Here is a 25,211-nt window from a genome sequence, read left to right on the forward strand (position 1 = left end):
GGGAGGGTAGGGGTTGTTGCTCCTGCCCTCCCGCCGATGTGATGGTGTCGGCCCTCTGCGTTGAAGGAGTCGCACCGAAATGGCGAACGAGCAGAAACTCCGCGAGTACCTCAAGCGAGTTACCGCGGATCTGCACCAGACCCGGCAGCGTCTACAGGACGCCGAGTCCGTGAGCCGGGAGCCCATCGCCATCGTCGCGATGAGCTGCCGCTACCCCGGCGGGGTCGCCGGACCGGAAGACCTGTGGCGGCTCGTCGCCGACGGCGGGGACGCGATCTCCCCCTTCCCGGACGACCGGGGCTGGGACGCGGACCTCCACGACCCCGACCCGACGACCCCCGGCAAGAGCTATGCGCGCGAGGGCGGTTTCCTGCATGACGCGGCACAGTTCGACCCGGCCTTCTTCGGCATCTCCCCGCGCGAGGCACTCGCCATCGACCCGCAGCAGCGCCTGCTCCTCGAAGCCACCTGGGAGGCGTTCGAGCGGGCGGGCGTGGACCCGCTGTCCGTGCGCGGCTCCAGGACGGGTGTCTTCGTCGGCGTCATGTACGGCGACTACGGCAACCGCATCCTCAGCAACCCCGAGGGCCTGGAGGAATTCGAGGGCTACCTCGGCAACGGCAGCGCGGGCAGCATCGCCTCCGGACGCGTCTCCTACACCTTCGGTCTCGAAGGCCCCGCCGTCACCATCGACACCGCCTGCTCGTCCTCGCTCGTCGCCCTGCACCTGGCCGCTCAGTCCCTGCGCGACGGCGAGTGCACGATGGCCCTCGCGGGCGGCGTGACCGTCATGTCCACACCGGACACCTTCGTGGAGTTCAGCCGCCAGCGCGGCCTCGCGGCCGACGGCCGCTGCAAGGCGTTCGCGGAGGCCGCCGACGGCACCGGCTGGGGCGAGGGCGTCGGACTCCTAGTCCTCGAGCGCCTCTCGGACGCCCGCCGCAACGGCCACCAGGTCCTCGCCGTCGTACGCGGCACCGCCGTCAACCAGGACGGCGCGAGCAGCGGCCTGACCGCCCCCAACGGACCCGCCCAACAGCGCGTCATCCGCGCCGCGTTGGCGAACGCGGGCCTCGCGGCGAGCGACGTCGACGCCGTGGAGGCCCATGGCACGGGCACCACGCTCGGCGACCCCATCGAAGCCCAGGCCCTGCTCGCCACGTACGGACAGGAACGGCCGGCTGGCCCCTCCGGCGACCGCGAACCCCTCTGGCTCGGCTCGGTCAAGTCCAACCTCGGGCACACCCAGGCCGCCGCCGGTGTCGCGGGCGTCATCAAGATGGTGATGGCGATGCGCCACGGCGTGCTGCCCCGCACACTGCACGTGGACCGGCCGAACTCACACGTCGACTGGTCGGCCGGAGCTGTCGAGCTCCTGACGGAGACCCGCGAGTGGACGGAGGCCGAGCGGCCGCGTCGCGCGGGTGTGTCGTCGTTCGGAGTGAGCGGCACGAATGCCCACGTGATCGTGGAGCAGACGTCGGTGGCGGAAGTAACTGAGTCTGCTGAAACGAGCGTTCTATCTACTGCGACACCATGGTTCGTGTCGGGCCGGAGCGCGGAGGCGTTGCGGGCGCAGGCCGAGCGGCTGCGCGAGCACGCGGTGGCGCGGGCCGACCTCGACCCGGCAGACGTGGGTTGGTCGCTGCTGTCGGGCCGGGCTGTGCATGAACACCGCGCTGTGGTCTTCGGCCGGGAGCGGGAAGAGTTCCTGGCCGGGCTTGAGACCGTCGCCTCCGGTGGTCCGGGTGTGGTGTCGGGGACTGTGGCCGAGGGGCGCCTCGCTGTCCTGTTCACCGGTCAGGGGAGTCAGCGGCTGGGTATGGGCCGGGAGTTGTACGAGGCCTTCCCGGTGTTCGCGGACGCGCTGGACGAGGTGTGTGCCCACCTGGATGCCTCGCTGGAGAAGCCCCTGAAGGACGTCATGTTCGGGGCGGATGCCGGGCTGTTGGAGCAGACGGGGTACGCGCAGCCCGCGCTGTTCGCCGTCGAGGTGGCCTTGTACCGCCTTGCCGAGTCCTTCGGGGTGCGGCCCCAGATTGTCGGCGGGCATTCGATCGGTGAGCTGACGGCTGCGTACGTGGCTGGAGTCTGGTCGCTGGAGGATGCGGCCCAACTGGTCGTGGCACGCGGGCGGTTGATGCAGTCGCTGCCCGAGGGCGGGGCGATGCTGGCCGTCCAGGCGGCGGAGGCCGATGTCCTCCCGCTGCTGGAGGGCATGGAAGACCGTGTCGGCGTGGCGGCTGTGAACGGCCCCGCGCAGGTGGTCCTCTCCGGTGACCGCTCGGTCCTGGAGGGCCTGGAGGAGACCCTGCGCGGTGAGGGCAGGAAGGTGCGCTGGCTGAAGGTCTCGCACGCGTTCCATTCGCCGCTGATGGACCCGGTGCTCGACGACTTCCGCAAGGTGGCGGAAGGGCTGGCCTACCAGGACCCGAAGCTGCCGGTCATCTCCAACGTGACCGGTGAGCCGGCCGAGTCGGCCCAGCTCAAGGACCCGGAGTACTGGGTGCGGCACGTCCGCGAGGCCGTCCGTTTCCACGACGGTCTGACCACTCTGACCGCGCAGGGCGTGTCGACGCTTCTGGAACTCGGCCCGGACGCCGTCCTGACCCCGATGGCGCACGACACCCTCACCGACCCGGCCGCGCAGGCGGGCCTGGTCGCCGCCGTACGCAAGGACCGCCCGGAAGTGGACACCTTCCTGGCCGCCCTCGCCCGGCTCCACGTACGGGGCGTCACTGTCGACTGGACCCGGTTCTTCGAGCCGGTCGAGTCCCGACGCCGCGTGGACCTGCCCACCTACGCCTTCCAGCACGAGCACTACTGGCTCAACCCGCTGGAGAAGGCGGCGGAGGCGAGGGCGGGTGCCGACCCCGTGGACGCGAGTTTCTGGAAGGCCGTGGAGGACGAGGACCTCGCGGCGCTGACGGGCGCCCTGGAAGTCGACGAGGAGGCGCCGTTCCGTTCGGTGCTGCCCGCGCTGACGGCATGGCGGCGGCAGCGGCACGCGCAGTCCGAGCTGGACCGCTGGCAGTACCGCATCGCGTGGAAGCCCCTCGCGAAGGTGGCGCGGCCCGGGCTCACGGGCACGTGGCTGGTCGTGGCGCCCGCCGGGGACGCGGCGGAGCCGTGGATCGACGCCTCCGTAAGGGCGTTGGAGCAGAGCGGGGCGCAGGCGCGCGTGCTGCGGGTCGAGCCGCTGGACGCGGACCGAACCGTGCTGCTGGAGAAGCTGAAGGGCGCCCTCTCGGACATCGGCGAGAGCCAGGGCACCTCTGTGACCGGAGTGCTGTCCCTGCCGGCCTGCGTGCCGACATCGGAGGCCTCGAAGACGCGCGCCGTCGACGGCGAGTCCGTCCCGGCCGAAGTGCTCCGCACCCTCGCCCTCGTCCAGGCCCTTGGTGACGCGGACGTGACCGCGCCACTGTGGGTGGCGACGCGCGGCGCGGTCTCCGTGGGCGCCTCGGACGCCACCGCCGATGCGGACGGCGCGGCGGTGTGGGGCCTGGGCCGGGTCGCGGCCCTCGAACACCCGGAGCGCTGGGGCGGTCTGGTCGATCTGCCCGAGACGGCGGACGCGCGCGCGGCTTCGCGGCTCGCGCAGGTCCTCGGGGCCGCGTCGGGCGAGGACCAGGTGGCGGTGCGCGGGTCGGGCGTGTTCGTACGCCGGTTGGTGCGCGCGCCCTTCGGCGACGCGGACGTGTCCGGCGGGCCGGCGGGCGAGTGGTCCCCGCGCGGCGGCACGGTACTGGTCACCGGCGGCACGGGTGCCCTCGGCGCGCACGTCGCGCGGTGGCTGGCACGCGAGGGCGCCGAACACCTCGTACTGACGAGCCGTCGTGGCCCCGACGCGCCCGGAGCCCTTGAACTCCGGGCGGAACTGGCGCAGTTGGGGGCACGGGCAACCATCGCCGCGTGCGACGCGGCGGACCGCGACGCGCTGGCTCGCCTCCTGGACGACCTACCCGACGACGCGCCGCTGACCGGTGTCTTCCACACGGCCGGAGTCCTGGACGACGGCGTGCTCGACGGCCTCACCGAAGACCGGATGGCTTCCGTGTTCCGCGCGAAGGCGGAGTCGGCCCGGCACTTGGACGAGCTGACCCGCGACGCGGCGGACCTGACCGCGTTCGTCCTCTTCTCCTCCCTCACCGGCACCGTGGGCGCGCCCGGCCAGGGCAACTACGCCGCCGCGAACGCCTTCCTCGACGCCCTCGCCGAACGGCGGCGCGCCGCCGGACTGCCCGCCGTCTCGCTCGCCTGGGGACCCTGGGGCGGTGGCGGCATGGCCGCCGACGACGGCTCCGAGGAGCGGATGCGCCAGGCCGGACTGCCGGTCATGGACCCCGCACGCGCCACCGAGGCACTGCGCAGGGCGACGCTCCACGCGGCGACGCAAGGCGGTCAGGCGGCGACGCGCGGCGCCCAGGGCGCGACGTACGGCGAGGGCGCGACGCACGGCAGCCAGGCGGACAGCCCGGCGCCGATCCGGCAGGACGCCGCGCTCGTCGTCGCCGACGTCGTCTGGGACCGTTTCACGGACGGCTTCACCGCGACCCGCCGCAGCACCCTCTTCGACGACCTGCCGGAGGCGGCAGCCGCCCGCACGGCCCGCCCCACCGGTGCGGACGACTCCGAAACCCCGCCCCTGAAGCAGCAGTTGAGCGCGCTGTCCCGCCCGGACGCCGAGCGTGCCCTGCTCGACCTCGTCCGGACCCAGGCGGCGGCCGTGCTCGGACACGGCGGCACGCAGGCGGTTCCCGGGGACGGCGCGTTCAAGGGCCTCGGGTTCGACTCGCTCACCTCGGTCGAGTTCCGCAACCGGCTCGGCGCCGCGACCGGCCTGAACCTGCCGGCCACCCTGGTCTTCGACCACCCCTCGCCGCGCGCCGTCGCCGACTACCTCTCCGGCCACCTCCTCACCGCCGACACCACCGACAGCGCCACCGTGACGCCGACGGTCACGGGGACGGCAGCCGACGACGACCCCATCGCGATCGTCTCGATGAGCTGCCGGTTCCCCGGCGGAGTACGCGGCCCGGAAGACCTGTGGCGGCTGGTCGCGGACGGCGTCGACGCGCTGGGCGAGTTCCCCGCCGACCGCGGCTGGGACACGGGCACGCTGTACGACCCCGACCCGGCGACGCCCGGCTCCACCTATGCCCGCCAGGGCGGATTCCTGCCGGACGCGGCCGGGTTCGACGCGGACTTCTTCGGCATCTCGCCGCGCGAGGCCCTCGCCATGGACCCGCAGCAGCGGCTCCTCCTGGAGACCGCTTGGGAACTGTTCGAGCGCGCCGGCATCGCGCCGCCGACGCTGCACGGCAGCCGCACCGGCGTGTTCGCGGGCACCAACGGCCAGGACTACCTGGACCTCCTCAAGGACGCGCCCGACGGCGCCGAGGGCTACATCGGCACGGGCAACGCCGCCAGCGTCGTCTCCGGCCGCCTGTCGTACGCCTTCGGTTTCGAAGGCCCCGCCATGACCGTCGACACGGCGTGCTCGTCGGCCCTCGTCGCACTGCACCTCGCGGCGCAGGCCCTGCGGCAGGGCGAGTGCGACATGGCCCTCGCGGGCGGCGTGACCGTGATGTCCACGCCGAGCGCCTTCATCGAGTTCAGCCGCCAGCGCGGTCTCGCCGCCGACGGCCGCTGCAAGGCGTTCGCGGACGCGGCGGACGGCACGGGCTGGGGCGAGGGTGTCGGCCTGCTGTTGCTGGAGCGCCTTTCGGACGCCCGCCGCAACGGCCACGAGATTCTCGCGGTCGTACGCGGCTCCGCCGTCAACCAGGACGGCGCCAGCAACGGCCTCACCGCCCCCAACGGCCCGTCCCAGCAGCGCGTGATCCGCGCCGCTCTCGCCAACGCCCGCCTTGCGGCCGGTGACGTCGACGCCGTCGAGGCCCACGGCACCGGTACGTCATTGGGCGACCCCATCGAAGCGCAGGCGCTCCTCGCGACCTACGGGCAGGAGCGGGCGGCCGACCGGCCGCTGTGGCTGGGATCGGTGAAGTCGAACATCGGCCACACCCAGGCCGCCGCCGGCGCCGCGGGCGTCATCAAGATGGTCATGGCGATGCGCCATGGGACACTTCCGCCGACACTCCACGTGGACGCGCCCAGCACACATGTGGACTGGTCGGCGGGCTCGGTCGAGCTGCTGACGGAGGCCCGGGAGTGGCCGGGGCGTGAGGGCGTGCCGCGTCGTGCGGGTGTGTCGTCGTTCGGTGTGAGCGGGACGAACGCGCATGTGATCGTGGAGCAGGCGTCGGTGGCGGCACCTACTGTCGCTGCTAAAACGAGCGTTCTATCTACTGCGACACCATGGTTGGTGTCGGGCCGGAGCGCGGACGCACTGCGGGCGCAGGCCGAGCGGCTGCGCGAGCACGTGACCGGACGCGCCGAGCTTGAGCCCGTGGACGTGGGCTGGTCGCTGCTTTCGGGTCGTGCTGTGCACGAGCACCGGGCTGTGGTCCTCGGGCAGGGACGAGGACAGTTCCTGTCCGGGTTGGAGGCGTTGGCTTCCGGTAGCCGTTCGGGCGTGGTGTCGGGGTCCGTTGTCGAGGGCCGCCTCGGGGTGGTCTTCACCGGGCAGGGCAGCCAGCGGCTCGGTATGGGCCGTGAGTTGTACGAGGCATTCCCGGTGTTCGCGGACGCGCTGGACGAGGTTTGCGCACACCTGGACGGGCTCCTCGACCGGCCCCTGAAGGAGGTCATGTTCGGTACGGACGCCGGGCTGTTGGAGCAGACGGGGTACGCGCAGCCCGCGCTGTTCGCCGTCGAGGTGGCCCTGTTCCGGCTGGCTGAGTCGTTCGGGGTGCGTCCCGAGATCGTCGGCGGTCATTCGATCGGTGAGTTGACGGCTGCGTACGTAGCCGGACTGTGGTCGCTGGAGGATGCGGCCCAACTCGTCGCTGCGCGCGGGCGGTTGATGCAGGCGCTGCCCGAGGGTGGAGCGATGCTCGCCGTGCAGGCGGCGGAGGCCGATGTGCTGCCGCTGCTGGTGGGGATGGAGGACCGTGCCGGTGTGGCGGCGGTGAACGGTCCCGCGCAGGTGGTCCTCTCCGGTGACCGCTCGGTCCTGGAGGGCTTGGAGGAGATCCTTCGCGGGCAGGGGCGTACGGTGCGCTGGCTGAAGGTCTCGCACGCGTTCCACTCGCCGCTGATGGACCCGGTCCTCGACGACTTCCGCAAGGTCGCGGAAGGGCTGGTCTACCAGGACCCGAAGCTGCCGGTGGTCTCGAACGTCACTGGTGAGTTGGCCGAGTCGGCCCAGCTCAAGGACCCCGAGTACTGGGTACGTCACGTCCGCGAGGCGGTCCGTTTCCACGACGGCCTCGGTGCTCTCACCGGCTTCGGCGCGACGACACTCCTTGAGCTCGGCCCCGACTCCGTACTCACGGCGATGGCGCACGACACCCTCACCGACCCCACCGCGCAGGCGGGCCTCATAGCCGCCGTACGCAAGGACCGCCCGGAAGCGGACACCTTCCTGACCGCCCTCGCCCAGCTCCATGTGCGCGGGGCAGAGGTCGATTGGGAGCCGCTGTACGCCCCGATCGAGTCCCGCGCCCGCGTCGAACTCCCCACGTACGCCTTCCAGCACCAGAGCTACTGGCCGCAGCCGAAGGAGTCCGCGTCGGCCGACGGTCAAGGCACCGGTGTGGACGCCGAGTTCTGGGAGGTCGTCCAGCGCGAGGACCTCGAAGGGCTTGCGGAGACGCTGGAACTCGATCAGGACGCGTCCCTGAAGTCGGTGCTGCCCGCGCTCGCGTCCTGGCGGCGCCGGCAGCAGGAACAGCAGCAGGTGGACGCTCTGCGCTACCAGGTCACGTGGAAGCCGCTGTCCGGAACCTCCGCGCCCGGCGCAGGTCCGGCCCTCCAGGGCACCTGGGCGCTCGTGGTCCCGGACGCCGCCGCCGGCCACCCGTGGTGCGCGGCCGCCGAAGAGGCGCTCGCCGCCGCCGGTGCGGACGTTCAGCGCGTCGTCGTAGGGGACGAGGCCGCCGATCGTACGGAGATGACGACGCTCCTGCGGGAGCTGGACGCCCCCCTCGCCGGGGTGCTTTCGCTCCTGGCCCTGGACGAGCGCCCGTACGGGCACTCAGGGGCGCTCGCGGAGTCGGCAGCCTTCACCCACGGCATGGCCGCGACCCTCGCCCTGACGCAGGCCGTCGTGGACGCCGAGGTCGGCGGGCGGCTGTGGATCGCCACGTGCGGCGCGGTGTCCGTCGGTGCCACCGAGTCCGTGCGCGGGGTCGCGCAGTCGCAGGCATGGGGATTCGGGCGGGTCGTGGGCCTGGAACACCCGGAGGTGTGGGGCGGCCTCATCGACCTCGACCTCGCCGACGCCTCCGAGACCGTCACGGTTTCCGCGCGCACCCACCTCACGACCCTCCTCTCCCGCACCGCCACGGAGGACTCCACCGAGGACCAGCTTGCCGTCCGCCCCTCGGGAGTCCTCGTACGCCGTCTCGTGCGCGCGCCCAGGAGCACGGCTCCCGCCGGGCACTGGCAGCCGCGCGGCACCGTACTGATCACCGGCGGCACCGGCGCCCTCGGCGCCCACGTCGCGCGGTGGTGCGCGGGCGGCGGCGCGCGTCATCTCGTACTGACGAGCAGGCGCGGCCACGATGCGCCCGGAGCCACCGAACTCCGCGCCGAGTTGGAGGAGTTGGGCGCGAAGGTCACCATCGCCGCCTGCGACGTCGCCGACCGGGACGCGCTCGCCGGACTCCTGGCGGAGATCCCCGTGGACGCGCCGCTCAGCGCAGTCGTGCACGCGGCGGGCTTGGGGCAGGACCGCGTGATCGGCGAGACGGGACCGGCGGACTTCGCCGAGATCGTCACGGCGAAGACCGCGGGCGCGGCACACCTGGACGAGCTGCTCGGTGACACACCGCTGGACGCGTTCGTGCTGTTCTCGTCCATCGCGGGCGTGTGGGGCAGCGGCGGCCAGGCGGCGTACGCGGCAGCCAACGCCTTCCTCGACGGGCTCGCCGAGCGCCGCAGGGCGCAGGGGCGTGCGGTGACGTCGGTGGCCTGGGGGCCGTGGGCCGGTTCGGGGATGGCCGGGGACGACGAGGCGGCGGCGCACCTGCGCAAGCGGGGCCTGCCCGTCATGCGGCCCGAGTCGGCCGTGGCCGCGCTGCGGCACGCGCTCGGCGTCCGCGACACCCTGGTCACCGTTGCCGACGTGGACTGGGAGCGGTTCGCCCCGGCGTTCACGGTGCGGCGGCCGAGCCCGCTGCTCGACGACCTGCCGGAGGCCCGCCGGGCCCTGGACGCCGCGTCGGGCGCGCCTGGTGCGCGTTCGGCCGACGGGACCGGAACCGGCGACGCCGCGGCCGCCCTGCGCGAGCGGCTCGCCGCGGCTTCGGCCGACGAGCGTGAGCGGACCGTACTGAAGCTGGTACGCGAGGAGGTCGCCGCCGTACTCGGGCACACGGGCACGGAGGCCGTCCGCGAGGACCGCGCGTTCAAGGACTTCGGCTTCGACTCGCTCACCGCCGTCGAACTCCGCACCCGCCTGAACGCCGCGACCGGCCTGAGCCTGCCCAGCACCCTCGTCTTCGACCACCCGACCCCGGCGGAACTGTCCCTGCAGCTCCTCGCCGAACTCCTGCCCGATGCCGGAGCGGGATCCGGATCCGGTGACGTGGACGGCGACCCGGCGGACACCGAAGCCGACGCCGAGGTCCGCAGGGCCCTCGCGTCCGTACCCCTCGCCCGCCTCCGCGAGGCAGGCCTGATGGACGCCGTCCTGCGCCTCGCCGCACAGCACGCGACCCCGGACGCAGCCCATGCCTCGGCCCCGGCCGATGACGACGACGCGGACGCCTCGATCGACGCCATGGACCTGGACAACCTGATCCAGCTCGCCCTGGACAACAACGATTCCTGACGCAGCACGCGATTACGCAGCACGCGATTACGCCGCACGAACTGACGCAGCACGAAATGACGCAGCACGGATGTGGAGCCGGACATGACGAGGCCTTCGGACACGGTCGTTGAAGCGCTGCGCGCGTCTCTGAAGGAGACCGAGCGGCTGCGACGGCAGAACCAGCAGCTCACGGCGGCTTCCAGAGAGCCCCTCGCGATCGTGGGCATGAGCTGCCGCTTCCCCGGCGGCGTACGCGGTCCCGAGGACCTGTGGCGCCTGGTGGCCGACGGCGCCGACGCCATCGGCGAACTCCCCGAAGGGCGCGGCTGGGACGTCGACGGCCTCTACGACCCCGACCCGGACAAGCAGGGCACCTTCTACGCCCGCCACGGCGGCTTCCTGCACGAAGCGGGCGACTTCGATGCCGCCTTCTTCGGCATCTCGCCCCGCGAGGCCCTCGCCATGGACCCGCAGCAGCGCCTCCTCCTGGAGACCGCGTGGGAGGCGTTCGAGCGGGCGGGCATCGACCCGGCCACCCTGCGCGGCACCCGCGCCGGCGTGTTCGTCGGCTCCGGCTACCAGGGCTACGGCGAGGGCGTCCGGCAGGCCCCCGAAGGCGTCGAGGGCCACCTCCTCACCGGCAACACCACCAGCGTCATGTCCGGCCGCCTCTCCTACGTCCTCGGCCTCCAGGGCCCGGCGGTGACCGTCGACACGGCGTGCTCGTCGTCCCTGGTCGCCCTGCATCTCGCCGCGCAGGCGCTGCGCAACGGCGAGTGCACGATGGCCCTCGCGGGCGGCGTGACGGTGATGTCGTCGCCGGAGACCTTCGTGGAGTTCAGCCGTCAGCGCGGGCTCGCTGTCGACGGCCGGTGCAAGGCGTTCGCGGAGGCGGCGGACGGCACGGGCTGGGGCGAGGGCGTCGGCATGCTGTTGGTCGAGCGGCTCTCGGATGCTCGGCGGCTCGGTCATCGGGTGCTTGCGGTCGTACGAGGTTCCGCGGTCAATCAGGACGGTGCGAGCAATGGTCTGACCGCGCCGAACGGTCCCTCGCAGCGGCGGGTGATCCGGGCCGCGCTGGCGAACGCGGGCCTGGCGGCCGGTGACGTCGATGCCGTCGAGGCGCACGGCACCGGTACGACGCTGGGTGACCCCATCGAGGCCCAGGCGCTCCTCGCCACGTACGGCAAGGAGCACTCGGAGGAACAGCCCTTGTGGCTGGGCTCGTTGAAGTCCAACATCGGGCACACGCAGGCCGCCGCCGGTGTCGCCGGTGTGATCAAGATGGTCATGGCGATACGGGCCGGTGTCCTTCCGCAGACGCTGCACGTGGACAGCCCGACCTCCGAGGTCGACTGGTCCGCGGGCACCGTCGAACTCCTCACGCAGGCGCGGGACTGGCCCGAGCGGGAGCCGGGGCTGCCCCGGCGCGCGGGTGTCTCCTCCTTCGGCATGAGCGGGACGAACGCGCATGTGATCGTGGAGCAGGCTCCGGTGGCGGAGGAGCCGGCTGCCGAGGAGGCGGAGGGAGCTGCCGCTCCGTCGGTGGTGGCGGGTGTGGTGCCGCTGGCCCTCTCGGCGAAGAGCGGGGATGCGCTGCGGGCGCAGGCCGGGCAGGTGCGGGAGCTTCTGCTGGCCGACGCCGGGCTTGAACTGGGCGACCTTGCTTGGTCGTTGGCGGCCTCGCGGTCGCGGTTCGAGCAGCGGGGTGTCGTGCTCGGGCGCGGCCGGGACGAGCTGCTGGCCGGGCTTGAGCGGCTGGCCGAGGGCGAGGGTGCGTCTGGTGGTGTGGTCACTGGGCGGGCTCTGGGCGGGACGGTCCGGCCGGTGTTCGTGTTTCCGGGGCAGGGGTCGCAGTGGGCGGGGTGGCGCGTGAACTCCTCGACGATTCACCGGTGTTCGCGGAGCGGATGCGGGAGTGCGCCGAGGCCTTGTCCGCTTTTGTGGACTGGGAACTGCTGGAAGAGCTGAACGGTGAGCGGTTCGACCGTGTCGACGTGGTCCAGCCGGTGTTGTTCGCGGTGATGGTGTCGCTGGCTGCGGTGTGGCAGGCGGCGGGTGTGAAGCCTGCGGCTGTGGTGGGTCACAGTCAGGGTGAGATCGCGGCGGCGTGCGTCGCGGGTGTGCTGTCGCTGGAGGACGCGGCTCGTGTGGTGGCCCTGCGGAGCCAGGCCATTCGTGAGTTGTCGGGCAAGGGCGGGATGGTGTCCGTACCGCTGCCCGAGGACCAGGTGCGGGAGCTGATCGCGGCTTGGGACGGCCGGATCGAACTCGCCGCCGTGAACGGCCCCGCCCAGGTGGTCGTCTCCGGTGAGCCCGAGGCGCTGGAGGAGCTGGTGGCGCAGTGCGTCGACCAGGACATCCGTGCGCGGACGATCCCCGTCGACTACGCCTCGCACTCCTCGTACGTGGAGCAGATCGAGACCGAGATGGCCCAGGCGCTGTCGGCCGTGTCCCCGCAGGCCGCCGAGGTCCCGCTGTACTCGACCCTCACCGGCGCCTGGCTGGACGCCAACACGCCCATGGACGCGGGCTATTGGTACCGCAACCTGCGCCAGACGGTTCTCTTCGAGCACGCCACGCGCGGCCTCCTGGCCGAAGGGCACGGCCTGTTCCTGGAGATGAGCCCGCACCCCGTCCTGACCGTCCCCGTGCAGGCGACGATCGACGCGACCGCCACCCCGGCGGCCACCCTCGGCTCCCTCCGCCGCGACGAAGGCGGCGCGGACCGCCTGGCGGCCTCGCTGGCCGAAGCCCACGTACACGGCGCGGAGTTGGACTGGAACGCCCTCCACCCCGGCTCCCGCACCCGCGTAGACCTCCCCACCTACCCCTTCCAGCACCAGCACTACTGGCTCCACGCCACCCCCACCGCCGGTGACGTCACCGCCGCCGGGCTCGGGGACACGGGACACCCCCTGCTGGGCGCCGCCGTGCCGCTGGCCGACGGGGACGGGCACCTGCTCACCGGGCGCCTCTCCCTGCGTACGCATCCGTGGCTGGCCGACCACGCCGTGGCGGGTGCCGTGCTGCTGCCCGCGACCGCGTTCGTGGAGCTGGCGACGCGCGCGGGCGACCAGGTCGACTGCGACCTCGTCGAAGAGCTCACCATGGAGATGCCGCTGGTCGTCCCCGAGACGGGCGGCGTACAGCTCCAGTTGACCGTCGGGCCCGCCGACGCCTCCGGGCGGCGGACGCTCGCCTTCCACTCCCGCCCCGAAGCCGGGCCCGACGCGGGCGGCGCGGAGGCGGAGCCGTGGACCCGGCACGCCACGGGTGTGCTGGCCTCGGCGGCGGCGCCCACCGCGGACTCCGCCGCCGCATTCGACCTCGCCCAGTGGCCGCCCCGCGACGCGCAGGCGGTGGGCATCGACGGTCTGTACGAGGAGTTCGCCGCGGCGGACGTCCAGTACGGGCCCGCGTTCCAGGGGCTGCGGAGTGTCTGGCGGCGTGGCGACGAGGTGTTCGCCGAGGTCGGCATCCCCGAGGACCGGCACGACGAGGCCGGCCGGTTCGGCCTGCACCCCGTGCTCCTCGACGCCGCGCTCCAGGCGGCACACCTGGCCCAGGACGACTCGGACGACGGCGACGAGGGCGGCGCGCCACGGCTGCCGTTCTCCTGGAGCGACGTGTCCCTGTACGCCACCGGGGCGAAGTCCCTGCGCGTACGCCTGACCCGCTCCGGGACCGGCGGCGACACCGTCTCCGTGCTGCTCGCCGACGACGCGGGCGCGCCGGTCGCCCGGATCGGCTCGCTGGTGTCCCGCACCGTCGACGTACGCCAGAGCCTCGCCGCCCGCAGCACCCGCGTACCGAACCTGTACCGCGTCAACTGGGTCGAGCCGCCCGCCGTCTCCACCGCGCGGGCGGACCGCGCCGCCTCCTGGGCCGTGCTCGGCGCCGACGGCACCGACGCGGGTGAGCTGTGCCGCCTCCTCGGCGAGGACGGCGACGGCCTCGACGTCGCCTCGTACCCGACCCTCGCGGACCTCACCGCGGCCGTCGCCGAGGGCACCGCGCCCGTGCCCGACGTCGTGGTCGCGGCCGACGGCACCCGAGCCGACGACGGCCCCGCCGGTACGGCGGACGCGGCATACGTCGCGAACACCGCCGACGCCGCGCACACCCCCGTCTCCGCCGACGCCGCGCACCCGCCCGTCTCCGCCGACGCCGTCCACACCGCCGCCCACGCCGCCCTCACCCTCGTACAGACCTGGCTCGCCGCAGGCGACCGCTTCGCCGACGCGCGCCTGATCGTCCTGACCCGCGGCGCCGCCGCCGTCACCCCGGACGAGCCGCTGCCCGGCGTCGCGCACGCCGCCGTGCTCGGCCTGCTGCGCTCGGCGCAGTCCGAGGAGCCCGGCCGGTTCGTCCTCGCCGACGTGGACGGCGACCCCGAGTCGCTGCGGGCGCTGCCCGCCGCGTACGCGCAGGGCGAGCCCGAGTGCGCCATCCGCGCCGGAGCCGTACGCGTCCCCAGGCTCGGCCGCGACCTCGGCGAGCCCGCCCAAGACCCGGCGCCCGCCGCCCTGAACCCGCACGGCACGGCCCTGGTGACCGGCGCCCCCGGCGGTCTCGGCGGCCTCGTCGCCCGGCACCTCGTCGCCGCACACGGCATCCGGCACCTGCTGTTCCTGGGCCGCCGCGGCCCCGACGCGCCAGGAGCGGCCGAACTCGTCGACCAGATAGAGGAGTTGGGCGCCGCCATCGACGTCGTCGCGTGCGACGCCGCGGACCGGGACGCCCTCGCCGACGCCCTGGCCCGCGTCCCCGGCGAGCACCCGCTCACCGCCGTCGTGCACACCGCGGGCGTCTTCGACGACGGCATCACCGCCTCCCTCAGCGCTGAGCAGCTGGACCGCGTGCTCCGCCCCAAGGTCGACGCCGCCGTCAACCTGCACGCCCTCACCCAAGGCGCCGACCTGGCCGCCTTCGTCCTCTTCTCCTCCGTCGCCGGTGTCCTCGGCGGTGCTGGACAGGGCAACTACGCTGCGGGCAACACCTTCCTCGACGCCTACGCGCAGCACCTGCGCGGCCAGGGCGTGCCCGCCACCTCCCTCGCCTGGGGCCTGTGGGCCGAACGCGGCGGCATGGCCGGCCAGATCACCCCCGACGACCTCGACCGTATGACCCGCTCCGGCATCGCCCCCCTCGCCACCGAGCAGGGCCTCGGCCTCCTCGACGCCGCCCTCGGCCTCGGTGCCGCCGCCCTGGTCCCCGTACGCCTCGACACCACCGCGCTGCGCACCGCCCACGGCCGGAACCTGCCGCCGCTGCTCAGCGGCCTCGTGCACGGCCCCGCCCGGCGCGCCGTCGCCGACCGCGACGGGTCGGACGGCGAGGCCTCGGCCCTCGTACGACGTCTGCGCGGACTGCCGGACGACGAGCGGGAGCGGGCGCTCCTCGACCACGTACGCGGCCAGGCCGCCGCCGTCCTCGGCTATGCCTCCGGCGACCAGGTGGACACCGAACGTGCCTTCCGCGACCTCGGGTTCGACTCGCTGACCGCCGTCGAACTCCGCAACCGCCTCAATGAGGCGACCGGCCTGCGGCTGCCCGCCACCCTCGTCTTCGACTACGCGAGCCCGCTCGCCCTGGCCCGCCACCTGAAGTCCGAACTGACGGGCGGGGACGCGGACGTGGCGGCCGCCAGTCCCACAGCCGACGCGTCCGGGCGCAGCGGTAGTGGCCACGCCGACGACCCCATCGCCATCGTCGCCATGAGTTGCCGCTTCCCCGGCGGCGTGGCGAGCCCCGAAGACCTGTGGCGGCTGGTCGGCGAGGGCGCCGACGCCACCTCCGGGCTGCCCGAGGGCCGCGGCTGGGACACCGCGTCCCTCTACGACCCCGACCCCGACCACCAGGGCACCACGTACTCGCGCGGCGGCGGATTCCTGCACGAGGCCGGCGAGTTCGACGCCTCGTTCTTCGGCATCTCCCCGCGCGAGGCCCTGGCCATGGACCCGCAGCAGCGCCTCCTCCTGGAGACCTCCTGGGAGGCCTTCGAGCGCGCGGGCATCGACCCGGCCACGCTGCGCGGCAGCGCGGGCGGCGTGTTCGTCGGCGCCTCGTCGCAGGGCTACGGCGAAAGCGTGCGGGTCGTCCCCGACGGCCTCGAAGGCCACCTGATGACCGGCAACTCCACCAGCGTCATCTCCGGCCGCATCTCGTACTCCTTCGGTCTCGAAGGCCCGGCGGTGACCGTCGACACGGCCTGCTCGTCGTCCCTCGTCGCCCTGCACCTGGCCGCGCAGGCCCTGCGCAACGGCGAGTGCGACATGGCTCTCGCGGGCGGCGCCACCGTCATGGCCACCTCCGACACCCTCGTCGCCTTCAGCCGCCAGCGCGGCCTCGCCGCCGACGGCCGTTGCAAGCCCTTCGCCGAGGGCGCCGACGGCTTCGGCGTCGGCGAGGGCGTGGGCATGCTGGTCCTGGAGCGCCTGTCCGACGCCCACCGCAACGGCCACCGGGTCCTCGCGGTCGTACGCGGCTCCGCCGTCAACCAGGACGGCGCCAGCAACGGCCTCACCGCCCCCAACGGCCCCTCCCAGCAGCGCGTCATCCGTGCCGCCCTCGCCAGTGCCGGGCTCACCGGCGCCGACGTGGACGCGGTCGAGGCCCACGGCACGGGCACCTCGCTGGGCGACCCGATCGAGGCCCAGGCCCTCATCGCCACCTACGGCAAGGACCGCCCCGAGGACCAGGAGCCGCTGTGGCTCGGCTCCGTGAAGTCCAACATCGGGCACGCGCAGGCGGCCGCGGGCGTCGCGGGCGTCATGAAGATGGTCCTCGCCATGCGGCACGGCGTGCTGCCCAGGACCCTGCACGCACAGGCACCGACGACCGAGGTCGACTGGTCCGAAGGGGCCGTCGAGCTGTTGACCGAGGCGCGCGAATGGACCGCGCGGGAGGCGGGTCGGCCGCGTCGCGCGGGCGTCTCCTCCTTCGGCATGAGCGGCACCAACGCGCACGTGATCGTGGAGCAGGCACCCATGGAAGGTCGACTGCCCGCCGACACCGACACCGACACCGACACCGACACCGACCCCCGAGCCGGTGACCGGACCGACGCCGCCCCCGCGCCGTCGGTGCTCCCGGGCGTGGTCCCGCTGGCCCTGTCGGCCAAGAGCGAGAACGCCCTGCGGGCGCAGGCGACACGGCTGCGGGAGCGGCTGCTCGCCGACGACAGCATCGGAGGCAGCGGCACGGCCGACGGCATCGGTCTCGCCGACGTCGGCTGGTCCCTGACCGTGGCGCGGTCGCGCTTCGAGCACCGGGGCGTCGTACTCGGCAGGGACCGGGACGAACTCCTCGCCGGACTTGAGCGGTTGGCGCAGAGCGACCTCACCGCCGCGCACGTCGTGGCGGGACGGGCGGTCAATGGTGCCGGTCGGCCGGTGTTCGTGTTCCCGGGACAGGGTTCGCAGTGGGCCGGGATGGCGGTCGAACTCCTCGACTCCAGCCCGGTGTTCGCGGAGCGGATGCGGGAGTGCGCCGAGGCGTTGTCCGCTTTTGTGGACTGGGACCTCCTTGAGGAGCTGAGCGGCGAGAACTTCGACCGCGTCGACGTGGTCCAGCCCGTCCTCTTCGCGGTGATGGTGTCGCTGGCCGCCGTCTGGCAGGCGGCGGGTGTGAAGCCCGCCGCCGTGGTGGGCCACAGTCAGGGTGAGATCGCTGCCGCCTGTGTGGCGGGTGTGCTGTCGCTGGAGGACGCGGCCCGCGTGGTGGCGCTGCGCAGCCTCGCCATCCGGGAGTTGTCGGGCAAGGGCGGCATGGTGTCCGTGCCGCTGCCGGAGCAGGAAGTCCGGGAGCTCATCGCGGCTTGGGGAGGCCGGATCGAGCTGGCGGCCGTCAATGGCCCCGCCCAGGTGGTGGTTTCGGGCGAGCCCGAGGCGCTGGAGGAACTGGTCGCGCAGTGCGTGGCCCGCGACATCCGCGCCCGCACCATCCCCGTCGACTACGCCTCGCATTCTTCGTACGTGGAACAGATCGAGCAGCAGATCGCGGAGGCCTTGGACGGGGTTGTCCCGCAGGCCGCCGAGGTCCCGCTCTTCTCGACCCTCACGGGGGAGTGGCTGGCCGCCAACACCCCGATGGACGGCGGGTATTGGTACCGCAACCTGCGCCAGACGGTCCTCTTCGAGCACGCCACGCGCGGTCTCCTCGCCGAGGGACACGGTCTGTTCCTGGAGATGAGCCCGCACCCGGTGCTCACCGTCCCCGTCCAGGCCACCATCGAGGCCGCAGGCTGCGAAGAGACGGCCGTGTCGCTCGGCTCCCTGCGCCGCGACGAAGGCGGCGCGGACCGACTGGCCGCCTCGCTCGCCGAGGCCCACGTGCACGGCGCCGAACCCGACTGGAAGGCCCTCTTCCCCGGCGCGGGCGCCGTCGTCGACCTGCCCACCTACGCCTTCCAGCGCCAGCACTACTGGCTCACCGACGACGGCGAGGTGCCGGACGGCATGCCGCTGTCCGCCGTGGCCGACGTGGAGGCCCGGTTCTGGGAGGCCGTGGAGCGCGAGGACCTGGCGGAGCTGGCGGCCGAACTGGAGGTGGCGGACGGTACCGCCTCTGCCGAGTTGGGCGCCGTACTGCCGGTCCTGTCGTCGTGGCGCAAGCAGAAGCGTGAGCGGTCCACCCTCGACGGCTGGCGCTACCGGGTCACCTGGAAGCCGCTGCCGAGCGGCACCCTGCCCGCATCCGGGCTGTCCGGCCGCTGGCTTCTCGTACTCCCGGAGAACGCGGCGGAACACCTGTGGGTGGCCGGTGCGCGTGAGGCGCTGGCGCAGGCCGGTGCCGAGGTCGTCGACCTCGCGCTCCCCGCAGTTGAGTTGACCCGAGAAGCCCTGACCGCACGGCTGCATGACGTGGCCGAGCCGGGACTCGCCGGTGTGGTCTCCCTCCTCGCCCTGGACGAGTCCGCCCGCGACGCGCACGAGGCCGTGTCGGCGGGTCTCGCGGGCACCGTCGCCCTCGTGCAGGCCCTCGGTGACGCCGGGATCGGTGCCCGGCTGTGGGCGCTGACCGGCGGAGCCGTAGCCACCGGGCGCGGCGACCGGGACACGAACCCCGTGCAGGCGCAGATTTGGGGCCTTGGCCGGGTCGTGGCCCTGGAGCACCCGGACCGGTGGGGCGGCCTGATCGACCTGCCCCAGACGTACGACGCGCGGGCTGCCTCACGGTTCGCCGCCGTCCTGGCCGGCGCCGGGGACGAGGACCAGCTCGCGGTCCGGGACACAGGAGTCTTCGTACGCCGGTTCGCGCCCGCCCCGGTGGACGCGGGCAAGGGCAAGGGCGCGGAGCCGGAGTGGACGCCGCGCGGCACGGCACTGGTCACCGGAGGCACGGGTGCCATCGGCGGGCATGTGGCGCGCTGGCTTGCCCGTGAGGGCGCCGAGCACCTGGTCCTCACCAGCCGCCGCGGCCTCGATGCTCCCGGCGCCGCCGAACTCCAGGCGGAACTGGAGGAGTTGGGCGCCGAAGTCACCATCGCGGCCTGCGACGTGTCCGACTGGGACGCCGTCACCGGCCTCCTCGACGGACTGGCGGCCCAGGGCCGCACCCTGCGCTCCGTCTTCCACGCGGCGGGCGCCGGCCAGGAACAGCCCCTGCACGAGATGACGGCCGCCGACATCGCCGACGTCCTGGAGGCGAAGGTCGCGGGCGCCGCACACCTCGACGCACTCCTGGACACCGGCTCGCTCGACGCGTTCGTGCTGTTCTCGTCCAACGCGGGCGTGTGGGGCAGCGGCAGCCAGGGCGCGTACGCTGCCGCCAACGCCCACCTCGACGCCCTCGCCGAGCAGCGCCGGGCACGCGGTCTCACCGCGACCTCCGTCGCGTGGGGGCTGTGGGGCGGCGGCAGCGGCATGGCTGGAGCGGAGGCCGAGGAAGCCCTGCGCCGCCTCGGCGTCACGGCGATGGCACCTGAGCGCGCGATTGCCGCGCTTGCCGAGGCAGTGGCGTACGACGAGACGTTCCTGGCTGTCGCCGACATCGACTGGGAGCGGTTCGCGCCCGCCTTCACCTCGGTGCGGCCGAGCCCCTTCATCGGGGACCTGCCCGGGGTACGGCGCGCGCTCGCCGGACCGGAGACCGTTGTCGCCTCCGGCACGAAGAGTCCGGTGACGGGCTCCGAGTGGGCCGAGCGGCTCGCCGCCCTGTCGGCGGCCGAACAGGAGCGGTCGGCCCTCGACCTGGTACGCGCACAGGCCGCCGCCGTCCTCGGCCACACGGGCACGGAAGCCGTCGAACCCGGGCGCGCCTTCCGTGACCTGGGCTTCGACTCGCTCACGGCGGTCGAGGTACGCAACCGGCTCGCCGCCGCGACCGGCCTCAAGCTGCCCACCACCCTCGTCTTCGACTACCCCGACTCCCGGACCCTCGCCGCCCACCTGCGCCGCGAGGCACTCGGCGACGCGCCCGGCACCACCACGGGCACACGGTCAGCCGCGTCCGCGACGGCCGACGACCCGATCGTCATCGTGTCGATGAGCTGCCGCTACCCCGGTGGCGCCAGCAGCCCCGACGCCCTGTGGCGCCTTGTCGCCGACGGCACCGACGCCATCTCCGGCTTCCCCGCCGACCGCGGCTGGGAGGGCACCGGTGCGGCGGCCTACAAGGCGGAGGGCGGATTCCTCTACGACGCCGCCGAGTTCGACGCCGCCTTCTTCGGCATCTCGCCCCGCGAGGCCCTGTCCATCGACCCCCAGCAGCGCCTCCTCCTGGAGACCTCCTGGGAACTCTTCGAACGCGCGGGCATCGCGCCCACCTCCGTACGCGGCCACCAGACCGGCGTCTTCATCGGCTCCGGCCACCAGGGCTACGGCGAAGGCGTCCAGGAACTGCCGGAGGGCGTCGAGGGCTACCTGCTCACCGGCAACGCCGGCGCGGTGGTCTCCGGCCGCCTGTCGTACGCGTTCGGCCTGGAGGGCCCGGCGGTGACCGTCGACACGGCCTGCTCGTCGTCCCTCGTGGCCCTGCACCTGGCCGCGCAAGCCCTGCGGCAGGGTGAGTGCGACATGGCCCTCGCCGGTGGCGTGACCGTCATGTCGACGCCCACCGCCTTCGACGAGTTCAGCAAGCAGCAGGGCCTGGCCGCCGACGGCCGCTGCAAGCCCTTCGCGGAGGCCGCCGACGGCACGGGCTGGGGCGAAGGCGTAGGCCTGCTCCTCCTTGAGCGCCTGTCGGACGCGCGCCGCAACGGCCACGAAGTCCTCGCGGTCATGCGGGGCTCGGCCGTCAACCAGGACGGTGCGAGCAATGGCCTCACGGCTCCGAACGGTCCGTCCCAGCAGCGCGTGATCCGCGCGGCGTTGGCGAACGCGGGCCTGACGGCCGGTGACGTCGACGCGGTCGAGGCGCACGGCACGGGCACCACGCTCGGTGACCCCATCGAAGCGCAGGCGCTGCTCGCCACGTACGGACAGGAACGGTCCGAGGACCGCCCTCTGTGGCTGGGCTCCATCAAGTCCAACATCGGCCACACCCAGGCCGCTTCGGGCGTCGCGGGCGTCATCAAGATGGTGATGGCCATGCGGGAGGGTGTCCTGCCGCGATCCCTGCACGTGGACGAGCCGAGCACCCACGTCGACTGGTCCGCCGGGGCCGTCGAGTTGCTCACCGAGGCCCGGGAGTGGACCGAGCGGGACGGTGGCGTGCCGCGTCGTGCGGGTGTGTCGTCGTTCGGTGTGAGCGGCACGAACGCGCATGTGATCGTGGAGCAGGTTCTGGTGGCGGACCCTGAACCTACTGTCTCCGCTAAAACGAGCGTTCTATCCAGCGTGCTTCCATGGTTGGTGTCGGCGCGCAGCGCCGATGCGCTGCGCGCGCAGGCCGGGCGGCTCGTCGAGCACGTCGCCGCGCGCGACACGCTCGACTGCGTCGACGCGGGCTGGTCCCTGCTGTCCGGGCGGGCCGCGCTCGACCATCGGGCGGTCGTCATCGGCCAAGGACGAGGACAGTTCCTGTCCGGGTTGGAGGCGTTGGCTTCCGGCAGTGGTTCGGGCGTGGTGTCCGGGTCGGTGGTCGAGGGCCGCCTCGGGGTGGTCTTCACCGGGCAGGGGAGCCAGCGGCTCGGTATGGGCCGCGAGTTGTACGAGGCCTTCCCTGTGTTCGCGGACGCGCTGGACGAGGTGTGCGCGCACCTGGACGGGTTGCTGGATCGTCCGCTCAAGGACGTGATGTTCGGGGCGGATGCGGGGCTGTTGGAGCAGACGGGGTACGCGCAGCCCGCGCTGTTCGCGGTGGAGGTCGCGCTGTACCGCCTTGCCGAGTCCTTCGGGGTGAGCCCGGAGGTTGTGGGCGGCCACTCGATCGGTGAGCTGACGGCTGCGTACGTGGCCGGGCTGTGGTCGTTGGAGGACGCGGCTCAACTGGTCGCTGCGCGCGGTCGGTTGATGCAGGCGCTGCCCGAGGGCGGCGCGATGCTGGCAGTCCAGGCGGCGGAGAGCGATGTTCTTCCGCTGTTGGAGGGTGTGGCGGACCGGGTCGGCCTGGCCGCTGTCAACGGGCCCTCGCAGGTGGTGCTTTCCGGTGATCGCGCGATTCTGGAGGGTCTGGAGGAGTCCCTGCGCGGGCAGGGGCGCAAGGTGCGGTGGCTGAAGGTCTCGCACGCGTTCCACTCGCCGCTGATGGACCCCATCCTGGACGAGTTCCGCGAGGTCGCCCGCGGCCTGACGTACCAGGACCCGAAGCTGCCGGTGGTCTCCAACGTCACCGGTGAACTGGCGGAGCCCGTGCAGCTTCAGGACCCGGAGTACTGGGTGCGTCATGTCCGCGAGGCGGTCCGTTTCCATGACGGGCTCGGCGCACTGGCCGACTTCGGCGTCACGACGCTGCTTGAGCTGGGCCCCGACGCCGTCCTGACCGCGATGGCGCACGACACGCTCACCGACCCGACCGCGCAGGCGGGCCTCATAGCCGCCGTACGCAAGGACCGTCCGGAAGCGGACACCTTCCTGACCGCCCTCGCCCAGCTCCACGTACGCGGGGCCGAGGTCGACTGGAAGCCGCTGTACGCCCCCGTCGCGTCCCGACGTCGCGTCGACCTCCCCACGTACGCCTTCCAGCGCGACCGCTACTGGCTGGAGTCGGCCCCGGCGGCCACCGCACTCACCGGCGGTATCGCCGTCGACGAGGTGGAGGCCCGCTTCTGGGAGGCCGTGGAGCGGGAGGACCTGGAGTCGCTGAGCGCCGAGCTGGGTGCCGGGGACGGTGGTGGGGCGCTGGGCGAGGTGCTGCCGGTCCTTTCGACGTGGCGGCGGCAGTGGCGCGAGTCCGCCGAGGTGGACGCTCTGCGCTACCGCGTCTCGTGGAAGCCGCTCGGCCAGGCGCCGACCGCCGCTCGCCTCGACGGGACGTGGCTGCTCGTGGTGCCCGACCGGGGTGCGGACGCCGGCTGGACGGACGCCGTCGAGGAGGTGCTCGGCGGGCGCGGGGCCGAGGTGCGGACCGTCGTCGTGGACGCGGCGGGGATCGACCGTGAGGAGTTCGCCGAGCGGCTGCGCAAGGAGGTGGCGGCCGCGGGCGGTGAACCGGCCGGTGTGCTCTCGCTGTTGGCCGTCGACGAGGAGGCGCATGCCGTACGCGGCGGGGTCAGCCGCGGCCTGGCCGCGACCGTGACCCTGGTGCAGGCCCTGCATGCCGCCGACCTGGGCGCCCCGCTCTGGCTTGCCGGGCAGTCCGCGGTGACCGTGGGGGGCGCCGACCCGGCACCCCGGTACGGGCAGGCCGCGCTGTGGGGCCTCGGGCGTGTGGTGGCCGTGGAGTACCCGGCGCTGTGGGGCGGTCTGGTCGACCTGCCCGGGACGCCGGACGGGCGGGCCCTCGACGGGCTCGCCGGGGTGCTCGGCGGGGCGTGGGCCGATGAGGACAAGCTGGCCGTACGCGGATCCGGGGTGTTCGCGCGCCGACTGGTGCGGGACACATCGAGCGGCGCCGCCGACGGCGCGGACGCGTGGACGCCGCACGGCACCGCGCTCATCACCGGCGGCACCGGAGCCGTCGGCGGCCACGTCGCGCGCTGGCTCGCGGCCCACGGCGCGCGTCATCTCGTACTGACGAGCAGGCGCGGTCCTGACGCGCCGGGTGCCGACGAACTCCGTGCGGAACTGGAGGAGTTGGGCGCCGAGGTGACTCTCACCGCCTGCGACGCGGCCGACCGTGACGCGCTCGCCGGGGTCCTTGACGCGATTCCCGAGGACGCGCCGCTGACGGCGGTGTTCCACACGGCCGGCGTCCTGGACGACGGGGTGCTCGACGGGATGAACGCCGAGCGGCTCGCCACCGTGTTCCGCGCGAAGGTGGAGTCGGCCCGGCATCTGGACGAGCTGACACGCGACGCGGACCTGTCGGCGTTCGTGCTCTTCTCGTCCTTCGCCGGGCTCTCCGGCGGCGCCGGGCAAGGGAGTTACGCCGCCGCCAACGCCTGCCTCGACGCGCTCGCCGAGCACCGCAGGGCCCAGGGCCGCACGGCGACCTCCGTCGCCTGGGGCGCGTGGGCCGGTGGCGGGATGGCCGCCGACGGGGTGGCCGCCGAGCGGCTGCGGGGCGGCGCGATGCCGCCCATGGAGCCCCGGCCCGCCCTCGCCGCGCTGCGCCGCGCCCTCGGGCACGAGCAGCCCACGGCGGTGATCGCCGACGTCGACTGGGAGCAGTACCTGGCGGGCGGTCCGGGGGTCGCCTCCGACCCGCTCTTCGGTGACCTGACCGAGGCCCGCGCGCTGCGGGACCGTACGGCGCGTACGGACGGCGGCGGCGAGGCCGTGGGGCCCGATCTCGCGCGGCGGCTCGCGGAGCTGTCCGGGCCCGAGCGGGACCGGTTCCTGGAGGACCTGGTCCGTACGCACGCGGCGGACGTCCTCGGCTACCGAGGGCCGGAGCAGGTCGAACCCGGCCGCGCGTTCCGGGAGTTGGGCTTCGACTCGCTCACGGCCGTCGAGCTGCGCAACGCGCTCGGCGCGGCCACCGGACTTCCCCTGCCGACCACCCTCGTCTTCGACCACCCCACGCCCGCCGCGCTCGCCGCCCACCTCAAGGCCGAACTGGGCACCGACGGGACCGAGCCCGGGGCACTCCTTTCCCAGCTCGCCACCCTGGAGGCGGGCTTCGCCGAGAGCGCGCCCTCGGACGACGAGCTGGCCACCATCGCCGAACGGCTGCGGGTCCTGCTCGACCGCTGCACCCCCGGTCAGGACGACCGGGAGGACGCCGAGGTCGCCGGTGAGCTGGAGTCCGCCACGGACGACGAGATGTTCGACTTCATCAGTAAAGAGTTCGGAATTTCATGACGTGCCGCACCCGCCGTGGTGTGGGGACCCTCAGT

General features: G+C 73.4%; 3 protein-coding genes and 1 pseudogene. All 4 read left to right on the forward strand.

Annotated elements, in window-relative coordinates:
* The first annotated feature begins 79 nt into the window (after window positions 1–79).
* The 4 genes and pseudogenes from IEY91_RS05830 (at window position 80) to IEY91_RS05840 (ending at window position 25,176) form a co-directional block, all read left to right on the forward strand.
* Window positions 80–9,904, forward strand: coding sequence for a type I polyketide synthase (locus IEY91_RS05830; protein ID WP_189173111.1), 9,825 nt, complete (start codon window positions 80–82; stop codon window positions 9,902–9,904).
* Between the two features lie 84 nt (window positions 9,905–9,988).
* Complete coding sequence (locus IEY91_RS05835) at window positions 9,989–11,857, forward strand: type I polyketide synthase (protein WP_189173112.1); 1,869 nt, start codon at window positions 9,989–9,991, stop codon at window positions 11,855–11,857.
* Window positions 11,782–13,605, forward strand: a pseudogene (locus IEY91_RS42760) (acyltransferase domain-containing protein); the annotation flags it as partial. The gene IEY91_RS05835 and the pseudogene IEY91_RS42760, both read left to right, overlap by 76 nt.
* A 303-nt stretch (window positions 13,606–13,908) precedes the next feature.
* Window positions 13,909–25,176, forward strand: coding sequence for a type I polyketide synthase (locus tag IEY91_RS05840; RefSeq protein WP_506005009.1), 11,268 nt, complete (start codon window positions 13,909–13,911; stop codon window positions 25,174–25,176).
* The last annotated feature ends 35 nt before the right edge of the window (window positions 25,177–25,211 follow it).

The organism is Streptomyces lasiicapitis (assembly GCF_014646335.1).
Lineage (GTDB): Bacteria > Actinomycetota > Actinomycetes > Streptomycetales > Streptomycetaceae > Streptomyces > Streptomyces lasiicapitis.